At 48.6% G+C, this 12,101-nt stretch carries 11 protein-coding genes; all 11 read right to left on the reverse strand.

Features of this window, described 5'->3' with window-relative positions; genetic code table 11:
* Nucleotides 1–28 precede the first annotated feature (28 nt).
* The 11 genes from smc to gpAD87_RS15430 all read right to left on the reverse strand — a co-directional run bounded on the left by smc (nucleotide 29) and on the right by gpAD87_RS15430 (nucleotide 11,997).
* A complete protein-coding gene (gene smc / locus gpAD87_RS15380) occupies nucleotides 29–3,598 on the reverse strand; it encodes a chromosome segregation protein SMC (protein WP_064639090.1) in 3,570 nt (1,189 codons plus the stop codon).
* A 398-nt stretch (nucleotides 3,599–3,996) separates the two neighbouring features.
* Complete coding sequence (gene rnc, locus gpAD87_RS15385) at nucleotides 3,997–4,695, reverse strand: ribonuclease III (protein ID WP_024630178.1); 699 nt, start codon at nucleotides 4,693–4,695, stop codon at nucleotides 3,997–3,999.
* Nucleotides 4,696–4,708: 13 nt separating this feature from the next.
* Entirely contained in the window at nucleotides 4,709–5,947 is a 1,239-nt protein-coding gene (fabF, locus tag gpAD87_RS15390) for a beta-ketoacyl-ACP synthase II (protein WP_064639091.1), read from the reverse strand.
* Between the two features lie 180 nt (nucleotides 5,948–6,127).
* The gene (gene acpP / locus gpAD87_RS15395; RefSeq protein WP_024630176.1) at nucleotides 6,128–6,361 is read right to left on the reverse strand and encodes an acyl carrier protein; all 234 of its coding nucleotides are present in this window, start codon (nucleotides 6,359–6,361) and stop codon (nucleotides 6,128–6,130) included.
* Between the two features lie 151 nt (nucleotides 6,362–6,512).
* On the reverse strand, nucleotides 6,513–7,262 hold the full coding sequence (fabG, locus tag gpAD87_RS15400) for a 3-oxoacyl-[acyl-carrier-protein] reductase (RefSeq protein ID WP_064639092.1): 750 nt from the start codon (nucleotides 7,260–7,262) through the stop codon (nucleotides 6,513–6,515).
* A gap of 37 nt (nucleotides 7,263–7,299) precedes the next feature.
* The gene (gene fabD / locus gpAD87_RS15405; protein WP_064639093.1) at nucleotides 7,300–8,232 is read right to left on the reverse strand and encodes an ACP S-malonyltransferase; all 933 of its coding nucleotides are present in this window, start codon (nucleotides 8,230–8,232) and stop codon (nucleotides 7,300–7,302) included.
* Between the two features lie 27 nt (nucleotides 8,233–8,259).
* The gene (locus gpAD87_RS15410; protein WP_063564927.1) at nucleotides 8,260–9,249 is read right to left on the reverse strand and encodes a beta-ketoacyl-ACP synthase III; all 990 of its coding nucleotides are present in this window, start codon (nucleotides 9,247–9,249) and stop codon (nucleotides 8,260–8,262) included.
* Nucleotides 9,250–9,257: 8 nt separating this feature from the next.
* Complete coding sequence (gene plsX / locus gpAD87_RS15415; RefSeq protein WP_064639094.1) at nucleotides 9,258–10,253, reverse strand: phosphate acyltransferase PlsX; 996 nt, start codon at nucleotides 10,251–10,253, stop codon at nucleotides 9,258–9,260.
* Nucleotides 10,250–10,798 carry a transcription factor FapR gene (fapR, locus tag gpAD87_RS15420; protein WP_063564670.1) on the reverse strand — a complete coding sequence of 183 codons (549 nt, stop codon included), beginning with the start codon at nucleotides 10,796–10,798 and terminating at the stop codon, nucleotides 10,250–10,252. Before fapR ends, plsX begins: the two co-directional genes overlap by 4 nt.
* A gap of 450 nt (nucleotides 10,799–11,248) precedes the next feature.
* Entirely contained in the window at nucleotides 11,249–11,422 is a 174-nt protein-coding gene (gene rpmF / locus gpAD87_RS15425) for a 50S ribosomal protein L32 (RefSeq protein ID WP_017689233.1), read from the reverse strand.
* Nucleotides 11,423–11,490: 68 nt separating this feature from the next.
* A complete protein-coding gene (locus gpAD87_RS15430; protein ID WP_064639095.1) occupies nucleotides 11,491–11,997 on the reverse strand; it encodes a YceD family protein in 507 nt (168 codons plus the stop codon).
* Nucleotides 11,998–12,101: the final 104 nt, after the last annotated feature.

A 12,101-nucleotide genomic window follows, 5' to 3' on the forward strand; every position in this document is an offset into this window, starting at 1 on the left:
AGTTCATGCGTGACAACCAACTCAAAGATTAGGCAATGACAGCTTCCTCATCTTCCAGTTTAACCGAAACAAGCTTGGATACTCCGCCCTCTTCCATCGTGACACCATACAGCACATCCGCTTCTTCCATTGTGCCTTTGCGATGTGTAACAACGATGAATTGTGTTTGTTCCGAGAACTCACGCAAATACTGGGCAAAACGCACCACGTTGGCTTCATCCAGCGCCGCTTCCACTTCATCCAGTACGCAGAACGGTACCGGCTTAACATGCAGAATAGCGAATAAGAGTGCCATCGCGGTCAACGCTCGTTCCCCACCGGATAATAGCTGCAGGTTTTGCAGCTTTTTGCCTGGTGGCTGTGCGACGATATCAATGCCCGTATCGAGCAAACGCTCAGGGTCCATCAATACAAGATCCGCGCGCCCTCCGCCAAACAGCTTGGTGAAGACAGCGCCAAATTCCCGGCGAATCGCATCAAATGTTGCCTTGAATCGTTTGGCCATCTCGTCTTCCATCTCTCGAATAACCTGATATAACGTTGTTTTGGCTTCAACCAGGTCATTCTTCTGCGTGCTGAGGAACTCATACCGTTCGTTAACCCGCTGGAATTCCTCGATGGCTCCCAGATTGACGTCGCCAAGAGCTGCAATGCTGCGCTTCAGTTTCTGAACCTCAGCTTGTGTACTCTCCACATCTTCCGGTACTGGATAACGCTCTTTGGCGAGTTCATAGCCGAGCTCATACTCATCCATCAGTTTGCGCAGAATATTTTCCAACTCCACATCAAGTCTGTTCACGGAAATTTCCGTTTGTCGCATCTGTTCCTCCACAGCTTTCAGCTGTGTGCGTTGTTCCTTCGTTTCACTCTCGGCAAGCTCAAGCTTCTTCGACAGCTCGCTTCGGGCAGCACGCTTGAAGTCCAGTTCCTGTGCAGATTCCGCTTTTTTCAACTTGTATTGGTTAAGATCTTCAATCTGTTTAACACTCTCAGTCTCTGTTTTCTTCAGATCGGCTTCCATGGAGGCCAGCAACGTGCGATTTTGACGAAGATCCTTCACCAGTGAATCCACTTCGCGCTCCAGACGACGCAATTGTTCCTCGTTGGAGAATCGTTCCTGATCCAGTTTCCCCTCTCGGACTTTCAGATCAGTGAGTTGGGTCTGCAATTCCTCCTTCGCCGATTCATTCGCTTTACGCGCAAATTCTGCGGCATGAATGGCCCTATGAGTTGCCTTCTCTTCTTCCTCAAGCTGCTCCAGCTTCTTCACGGCGACATCGCGAGCTGTATCCATCTCTTTGATTTCTTCGGTAAAGCCACTCTTCTCCTGCCCGGCTACGGCAACCTGTTCCAGCACGTGACGCAGCTCATGCTCAACCTGCTTCATTTCCATTGAAGCCTGCTGTTCTGCATTCCGGGTGTCGTCTCCAGACTGACGCAGCTCGTCCAGCTTGTCCTGGCACTGCTCCAGTTGAGTTTTTACATCATCCACACTGCGATGAAGTTTTACGATCTGATTTTCGGTATCCAAAATATCCTGGTCCAGCTGGTCCAGTTGCCGTTTGCGACTGAGCAGACTTACATTTTTCTTGTGCTGGCTACCACCAGTCATCGAACCACCCGCGTTAACCACATCGCCTTCCAGGGTTACGACCCGGAAACGATATTGGCAGCGAGCCGCGATCTTATTGGCATCCTCCAACTTCTCCGCAATAATGACATTTCCGAGTAAGCTTCCAATGATCGCAGCATAACGTTCTTCGTATTGTACGAGATCCGCACCAATTCCCACAAAACCATCCATGCCTTCGATCATCGAACGTTCACCCGCACCAATGGTACGTGCACGAATAACATCCAGCGGGAGGAACGTAGCTCTGCCCAATTGACGTTGTTTCAGAAAAGCGATCGCCTGTCTGGAAACCGATTCATTCTCCATGACGACATGCTGCAGGGAAGCGCCCATCGCTGTCTCTACCGCAAGTTCGATCTTCTCAGGCACTTTAACGAGCTCTGCAACGGCTCCATGAACCCCGTTCAGTGTACCTTTTCGTGATGCCTTAAGAACTTCTTTGACACCCAACATGAAACCGTCAAAATCATCCTGCATTTCTTTCATTGTATCGCGACGGGAGACCTGGGCTTCACGCTTCTGTTCCCATTTCCGGACAGTTCCCCGGCTTTCTTCGAGCAGCTTCTGCAACGATTGGAGACGTTCACTTTCCGTAATATAACCACCGCGCAGATCACTGATTTCCTTGCCTAAACGAATAACTTTTTTCTCAATCTCCGTTTTGCGGGCTTCCAACGTTTCCTTCTGGCCTTCCCACTTGCCGGATTCCTCAGTCGCGCGATTCATTCGCCGTTCCAACGTTTCTTTCTGTTGGTCCGCGTAACGAATTTCATTTCGTGTCTGAGCCATCTGATTCATCAGTTCCAGCAAGTTGCCCTTAAGGCTTTCCTCCTGCTGTTGGCTAATGCCGCCAGTAACACCGATAAGTTTGGCCTCTTCTTCGGATAGGCGGTTTCTAACGTCACTCAATTCCAGTTCAAGCTTGGCAAACTTTTCGCGTAATGCAAGTAACTCGGCTTCACGCTCCCGATGTCTCTCTTCACTCGCTGCAAGCGTTACTTTAAGCTGTTCCTGATTCGTCTGCAGATGACGCGAACGCTCCTTGAGCAGTTCCCCAAGCCCTTCGCTTTTCTCCGTTGCTTCACTGAATTGCAATAAGGCCGATTGCAGCTGTTCCGTCTCCGTCTCCAGAGTACGCAGCGCATTCCGGTCACTTTCCAGCTTGGCATCATGAGTGGAGACGATAGCCGCCAATCCGACTTCTTCCTCTTTCAATGATTCAAGTCGTTGGTTTGCTTTACTCCAGGAAGCGTGAATTTGTTCAATCTGATACACATACATAGAGATTTCCTGTGATTTCAGCTGTCCACGCAATTCCTTGTAGTGGATTGCTTTCTCCGATTGTTCCTTTAACGGACCAATCTGGTCTTCCAGCTCGGTGACCAGGTCATGAATGCGCAACAAATTCTGTTCCGTCTCATCCAGTTTGCGAGTAGCATCCCGTTTGCGAGATTTATATTTAACAATACCTGATGCCTCTTCAAAGATCCCCCTGCGATCCTCTGAACGGGTACTCAGAATCTCTTCGATTCGTCCCTGTCCAATAATCGAGTAAGCTTCCTTGCCGATCCCGGTATCCATAAACAATTCCGTAATATCCTTCAACCGACACGACTGTTTGTTGATAAAATATTCACTGTCTCCGCTGCGATGTACACGACGCGTTACCGTTACTTCACCAAAATCCAAAGCAAGCGCATGATCTTCGTTATCCAGCGTCAACGAAACTTCACCATAATTAACAGCCTTCCGTGCATCACTGCCGGCAAAAATGATATCTTCCATCTTGCCACCACGCAGTGATTTGGCGCTTTGTTCCCCAAGAACCCAGCGTATGCCGTCTGAAATGTTACTTTTGCCACTTCCGTTCGGGCCCACAACAGCGGTTATGCCACGAACGAATTCCATTTCCGTTTTGTCGGCGAATGACTTGAATCCACCCAGTTCAATCCGTTTCAAAAACATAGGGTTTCCCGTCACCTCCTCTTGCAAATTTCAAATGTTGCATTCAGCGCCTATTTACACTTGCCACTTCGATGACAGAACAACCTTCCGATCGCTGTTATCCCCAGATTTTTTTGATTCCTTTTAAAAAGGGAAAATCCGGGGATAAAGGCGAAGCGTATGCTTCCGATGTAGCTTTCTTGCAGAAAGCTTTTAGCTCCGCTTCTTCAGGTTATTTCTGTCCTCTCCGTTTTGGTGTAAAACTTAGGTTCAACTTCTATAGTTAAACTAACAGGAGCAGCTAGCCCTGAACCCCTTTACAAAAAAAAGAGCAAAAAGCAGTCCGGCCGATAAATTCCGCCAGGCGGACCCGCGGGCTGCTCTTTGCTCTTCGTTTGTCTATGCGCTTACGGTAAAGCTCAGGCTTCCGGAAGCTTCAGTCGATCCAGTGCTGCGGATGCAGCCTGTTGTTCGGCTTCCTTTTTGGAACGTCCTGTACCTCTGCCAAGCCGTTCTTGACCCATATGGACCTCGGAGACAAACTCCCGTTCATGGGCAGGGCCCCGTTCCTCAACAATACGGTATTCCAGAGCTCCCATATTGTGATGCTGAGTGAGTTCCTGCAATTCCGTTTTGTAATCGCTCATTTGCAATTTGCTGCCCAGAACGATCAACGGAAATACATGCTGATCCAGAAATGTCCGGACAGGCGCCAATCCCTGATCCAGATATAATGCACCGATGAAAGATTCAAACACATCCGCTAACAAAGCCGGTCTAGTTCGTCCTCCCGTCAGTTCCTCACCTTTACCAAGAAGTACATACTGCCCAAAACCCAACGCTTCAGCAAATTTGACGAGGGAAGGCTCGCAGACAATGGATGCCCGCAGCTTAGTTAATTCACCTTCCGGCCGGTTAGGAAACAAGTGATACAAGTATTCCGACACAGTCAGTTCCAGTACCGCATCGCCCAGAAACTCCAGACGCTCGTTATCCTGATGCTGACTGAACCGGTGTTCGTTTACATAAGAAGCATGGGTAAACGCTTGTTTTAAAAGCTGCCTGTTGTCAAATTTGATTTGAAGTTTGTGTTGTAACTGCTTCAGATCTTCACTCAAACGAACTAGCCCCTTATGCTTCAAATTTTTTGAGAATAATGGTGGCATTGTGACCGCCGAACCCAAATGAATTGGACATGGCAATGTTGACTTTAGTTTGACGTGGAACGTTTGGAACATAATCCAGATCACATTCCGGGTCCTGATTTTCCAGGTTGATTGTTGGAGCAAGCGTCTGATGTGTCAGCGACAATCCGCAGATTACGGCTTCCACGCCACCAGCAGCACCAAGCATATGACCTGTCATCGATTTGGTTGAACTTACAGCAAGCTTGTACGCATGATCGCCAAACGCTTTTTTGATCGCAAGCGTTTCGGATCTGTCACCTACAGGTGTTGATGTACCGTGTGCATTGATATAGTCCACTTCTTCTGGTTCGATACCCGCATTACGCAGAGCCATCTTCATGCAACGAGCTGCTCCATCCGGATCAGGCTCCGTCATGTGATGTGCATCGCCAGTGAGACCGTAACCAATTACTTCGCCATAAATACGAGCACCACGTTTTTGAGCATGTTCAAGGGATTCAAGGATCAGAACTCCCGCGCCCTCGCCCATAACAAACCCGTCACGTTCTGTATCAAAAGGACGGCTCGACTTAGCCGGATCATCATTACGTGTAGACATGGCACGCATTGCACAGAACCCAGCCAGACCAGTTGGTCTAATGGTTGCTTCCGCACCGCCACAAATCATTGCATCCGCATCACCGTTTGCAATCAGCTTGAAGGAATCTCCAATGGAGTGTGTTCCTGTAGCACATGCCGTTACCACGTTGATGTTAGGACCTTTCGCCCCGAGAGAAATCGACATCTGGCCAGAAGCCATGTTGGAGATCATCATCGGAATGAAAAATGGGCTTACGCGTTTAGGACCTTTTTGCAGCAATGCATTATGTTGGTCCTCCCAAGTACCCAATCCACCGATACCCGATCCGATCGACACACCAAAACGCTCTGCATCAATGTTCTCGTCAATTTTCAGACCACTGTCTTCAACGGCTTTGAAACCAGCTGCTACAGCGAACTGAACAAAACGGTCCATTTTACGTGCATCTTTGCGTTCCATGTATTCTTCCGGGTTGAAATCCTTGATCTCGGCTGCAATTTGAGTGGTGTATTCACTTACATCAAACGCCTCAATCTGAGAGATTCCGGACTTGCCTGCCATTAAACTGCCCCAGAACGTTTCCAAATCTTTTCCGAGCGATGTCATTACGCCCATTCCGGTAATTACAACTCTTTGTTTCAAACCGACTCACCTCTATATCGACTGCATTACGCAATTATTTTGTGGGAACATCCGCAAGCAGACGTCTAGCCAAGCAGGACCCGGAGATCCGTTTGACCAGCGCCGCTTGCGGAATGAGAAAAACCAATGAATGATGAGAAGTCCCGCCTGTTCGAAAACAGGTGCGGGACTGAATTGACTTTAGGTATGAGATTGTATGTAGTTTACAACTTCACCTACGGTCGTGATTTTTTCTGCATCTTCATCAGAGATTTCCAAATCGAATTCATCTTCCAATTCCATGACCAATTCCACTACATCCAAAGAATCAGCACCCAAATCTTCTTTGAAAGATGCTTCAAGTGTAACTTCAGCTTCGTCTGCGCCCAAGCGGTCGACGACGATGCGTTTTACACGCTCCAATACATCGGACATCCGGTTCACCTCCTCCTTGGTATTATACGAGAATCGCAGGCAAAATGCCATAGAAGACATATGCGGCTCCCGGCCGGGGAACCCGGCCTTTTTCCGGCATTTCGGATCGTCCAGCGCCTGTTCCCCGACTATTGTTCAAGTCCGGGAAGAATTACATGTACATGCCACCATCAACATGCAGTGTCTGCCCTGTCATATAAGATGAAGCTTCTGAAGCCAGGAACGTGACAACACCGGCGATTTCATCCGGTTGGCCCAGACGGGATAACGGAATACCGTTCAACATGTTGTCAACGATCTCCTGGGACAATTCCTTCGTCATATCGGTCTCAATAAATCCTGGTGCAACGCAGTTAACTGTGATGCCGCGGGAGGCAAGCTCACGAGCAGATGCCTTCGTCAAACCGATGACCCCTGCCTTGGCAGCAACATAGTTTGCTTGTCCAGCATTTCCGAGCACGCCCACAACAGAGGAGATATTGATAATTCTACCAGACCGTTGCTTCATCATTGGACGTGTAACCGCCTTAAGACAGTTAAACACCCCTTTGAGGTTGGTTTCGATCACCTGATCAAATTCCTCTTCTTTCATACGCATGATCAGATTATCACGGGTAATTCCAGCATTGTTGACAAGAATATCAACATTGCCCCATGCCTCAATCGTAGCTTTGACCATTTGTTCGGCTTCGTCCATCTGGCCCACATTCGCTTGAATCGTAATTGCCTGGACACCTTTGGCACGAATCGCTTCCGCTACTTCCTCAGCTGCCGCTTGACTGCCCGCATAATTCACGGCCACGTTGGCGCCAGCCTCGGCCAAAGCGAGTGCAATACTGCGCCCAATACCACGGGATGCACCGGTAACAAGCGCATTTTTGCCGTGTAATGGTTTAGACATAATCATTCCTCCTTTCCCCAAATCTAATCATGGTTAATCAAATTAGTGCAGCTGCAGTTGCTTCAAGCGTCTCAAGACTGTTCACATTGTACAGTTTAACGGTTTTATCTGTTTTTTTAATCAAACCTGTTAACACACTGCCAGAACCAATCTCGATAAAGGTATCGACACCTTGCTCAATAAGCCATGTCACACTGTCTTCCCATAAAACCGGAGAATAGACCTGAGCTGTCAACAAATCCTGAACCTTACCGTCCTCCACAGGTCTTGCAGTCACATTCGCAACTACAGGGACATCCCCAGGTGAGAACGAAACAGTTTTCAGTTTCTCAGCCAGCTTCTCTGCTGCATCCTTCATTAAGGAAGAATGGAACGGACCGCTTACTTCAAGTGTGATGGCACGTTTGCCGCCCGCTTCCTTGACCCGTTCAGCGACAGCAGCTACCCCTTCCTTCACACCGGAAATCACGATTTGTCCCGGACAGTTGATGTTGGCAAGTTCAACCGCATGACCACTTTCGGATACGTCTCGGCAAAGCACCCCCAGCGCTTCCCGATCCGCACCCAATACCGCAGCCATTGCACCCTGTCCACCAGGAACAGCCTGTTCCATATATTGACCGCGTGCCCGCACAATGCTTACCGCGTCCGCGAACGAAAGAACGCCCGCCGCGACCAGTGCACTGTATTCACCCAGACTGTGTCCGGCCGTATAATCAGGCTGAATTCCTTTTTCTTTAAAAGCCTCAAGCAATGCAATACTTGCTGTCAACAGAGCCGGTTGTGTATTCGATGTCTGTTTCAACTCGGTCTCTGGTCCCTCAAAAACAAGATTGCTCAGCGCGAAACCTAGCGTTTCATCGGCTGTGCGAAAAATCTCTGTTGCCGCAGGCACAGACTCATACGCGTCCTTGGCCATGCCCACAGCCTGCGATCCCTGTCCGGGAAATACAAATGCTATTTTACCCATCCAATTCATCTCTCCCAGCTGTCTAGTTTACCAAACGAGTACTGATGCGCCCCACGTCAATCCGCCACCGAAACCAACCATAAGCACAGTATCTCCGGCTTTCATGCGGCCTTCTTCAGCAGCTTCTACCAGAGCAAGCGGAATGGAGGCTGCAGATGTGTTGGCGTATTTATCCACGTTGACTACAACTTTCTCTTCAGGAAGCTCAAGTCGCTGCATTGCAGATTGGATAATCCGGATATTGGCTTGGTGAGGAACAAACAGATCCACGTCCGTACGTTCCAGGCCAGCCTTGCGCAGAACTTCGATCGTCGCTGTACCCATCACCCGTACTGCAAATTTAAACACTTCACGGCCATTCATGTAAATATAATGTTTTTTGTTCTCAACCGTTTCTACGGATGCAGGCAGACGGGAACCTCCGCCTTCCATTTGAAGCAGGCTTCCGCCCGCACCTTCAGCTCCGAGATCGAATGATTTAAATCCACGGCCTTCCGGCACTTCACCAACGATAACCGCACCGGCGCCATCGCCAAACAGCACACAGGTATTACGGTCGGTATAGTCAGTAATGCGAGACAAGCAATCTGCACCAATAACAAGTGCATTGTTGTACATGCCGCTTTGGATAAAGCTCGTTGCTGTTGCCAGACCGTATACAAATCCGGAGCAGGCAGCAGACAAGTCAAATGCCGCAGCGCCCTTGGCACCAAGCTTATCTTGCAAAATACAAGCAGTAGAAGGGAATGAAGAATCCGGTGTAATAGTTGCCACAATAATCAGATCAAGATCGCTGCCAGTCATGCCAGCAGACTCAAGTGCTTTGATCGCTGCCTCGTATGCCAGATCTGAAGTCGCCTGATCCGGTGCAGCGATGTGACGCTCCTTGATTCCTGTACGACTGACGATCCACTCATCATTCGTATCGACCATTTTCTCCAAATCGCTGTTTGTCAAAATTTTCTCAGGTACATATTTACCAGTACCGATAACCCCTACCGGGCGCAAATTATTCATGTCTTCACTCACTTCCCGCTAATTTCCTTAGATATGCTCTCCACCAGCTGGTTCTGTACTGCAATCCGTGCTTGGCGCACAGCATTTTTGATGGCATTGCCATCAGCCGATCCATGACTTTTCACCACAAGTCTGCTCAAACCGAGGAGTGGTGCACCACCATGCTCGGTATAATCCAGTTTCCGTTTCAAACCGCGCAGCTCAGGCATGAGCACAGCAGCAGCCAGTTTGCTTTTGAGCGATGATGAGAATTGTTCCTTAAGCAGAGCGAAAATGGCACCTGCTGTGCCTTCGAGCGATTTCAGCAATATATTTCCGGCAAATCCATCACATACAAGCACATCACACGCACCTGTAAGCACATCACGGGCCTCTACGTTACCAACAAAACGAATCGGAAGTTGCTCCAGCAACGGATAGGCATGTTTGGTCAACTCATTCCCCTTACCGGGCTCCGTTCCCACATTGAGCAGGCCCACTCTTGGGGACGCAATTCCCTGCACTTTTTGCCGATACAAGCTCCCCATCAGACCATACTGTGCGAGGTGTTCCGGTTTGGCATCCATATTCGCACCAAGATCAAGTGCAAGTACACCCACATCATCGATCGTTGGAATCATGGGTGCAAGCGCCGGGCGCTCAATACCTTCCATACGACCTACTACAAGCAAGCCGGCTGTCATCAGTGCTCCGGTATTGCCCGCAGAGATCATGGCGTCTGCTTCGCCTTCCTTAAGCATACGACCTGCAACCACCATGGAGGCATCCTTCTTACGACGGACTGCCTTTACCGGTTCATCATCCGAACCGATCACTTCGGAAGCATGCCGAATAGTCAGATTAGCAGGTTTGGCGCCTGACTGACTCAGAAGAGGTTCCAGCTTGGCTTCATCGCCGACCAGGACGATCTGTGTATCCGCCCATTCCGTAGCCGCGGCGATCGCACCTTCTACTGTTGCCGCAGGTGCGTTATCGCCTCCCATGGCATCAATGACGATTTTCATCCCAAATGACCTCCTTCTACGCTGTCTTCTCCACCTGAATGGTAGATTACAAAGTTGCCTTGAAACACCATTTCTTCACCCACATAAGTGAACACTTCTACTTTGGCTTTGCCCTTTTGACCCGGAATCGATCTCACATAGGCCTTCGCAATACATTTCTCGGCCAAATGAACCGAACGAACAAAACGAATGTCTGCGGACGCCGTCAGTGCAATCTCGTCATTAATAACGGCCACAGCCAACGAGTTGGCCTGTGCAAAAACATAGTGTCCCCGAGCAATGCCCGTTCTCGAAAATACGTGTTCTTCCTTAATCTCAAACAAGGAAATCCCGCTCTTGTCCAGTTGCAAGTCCACAATATCACCGATAATCTCATGCAGGGGTAAGGAACGCACCTGATCATAGGAACGCTCCGCCATCAGTTTCATCCGCTCCCGAAGCTCGGGAATCCCAAGCTCCAGTCTGTCGAGACGAATCGTCTGAATACTCACCTTCAATTGGCGTGTAAGTTCCTGATCCGTCACAAACGGGTTGTCTTCGATCATTTTGGTTAACTGCTGCTGCCTCTGTCTCTTCGGTACACGTTCGATGCCTGACACCCCCCGCTGTATCGTTTAAGGAACCGCCCAATCCGGTCAGTTCAATACTCTTTCACGTTGCTTCTATAGTTGCATCCCTGTTCAGCAGGGTCGTTCTCACAAGAATCATGGTTCATGTTTATGTAACGTCAAATCTTAGAACCTGGTACTAAACTATAGTATATCTCATCCCGTGTCAAAAAGAAAGGCTGGCTGAACAAAAACAATCCTGCCTTGCGGAGCCTGGCTTCACAGTCCCGAACACAACCAGTAGCGAGCCTTACTAAAATATCAAAAAACGTATATTGAACTATATTCACGAAGATAGAATACAGGTAAAGGTAGTCATTTTTGCGATGCTATAGTCTAAAAAAAGTAGCACCTCATCGAAATGAAGTGCTACTTGATGTCTAGCTATTATTGAGAGATGATCTCTCTTGCTTTGTACGTTCCGCACACTTTGCATACGTGGTGACTAAGCTTCAGCTCGCCACATTGTTCACATTTCACCATACCCGGTACTGCCAATTTAAAGTGAGTGCGACGTTTGTCGCGACGCGTCTTGGATGTTCTCCGTTGAGGTACTGCCATTATTCCCACCTCCTTATCAAAATAAACCTTTGCAGGTAGTTGTTACAATGTTCGATTTTCAATCATGCTCATTTAAAAAAATCCTTGAGCCCTGCAAGCCGCGGATCGATAACTTGGTTATCACAACCGCAGTCACCTTCGTTCAGCTCATGGCCACACTTGGGGCATAACCCTTTGCATGTATCGCTACACAGCGGTATAAACGGAAGATTCAGCAGAAAAGCTTCCTCAGCATAACCCTTCAGATCAACGCTATCTCCATCCACATAGAAAGTATCGTCGTCTTCGTGCAATTCCTCTGGCTGCTTTCCCTTCTTGAATTGCTCATGAAAATCAATATGAAAATGTTCATTAATCGGCTTAAGACACCGGGAGCACAACATGTCCACTCCTGCTGTCAGCTTGCCATGAACATCCACAACGTCTCCCTCTCTGAATTCTGCAGATAAATCTGCAGTCAGCGGGGTAACGGCTGTGATATCTTGTCGGTTAGAAACCAGTTCCTTGATATCCCACTGTTCATTAAACTTCAGGGGACCATCACTGGTAGCCACTTTGCGAAATGGCATTAACATTTCCCATCACTCCAAACGAAACCAATCTCATAATTAAAGTTAAACGCCTAACGACAGTTATACAGGTCAAACCTGACTCTTGCAACACATCAAATTCCTGACTG

The organism is Paenibacillus sp. AD87 (assembly GCF_001659845.1).
GTDB classification, from domain to species: Bacteria; Bacillota; Bacilli; order Paenibacillales; family Paenibacillaceae; genus Paenibacillus; species Paenibacillus marchantiae.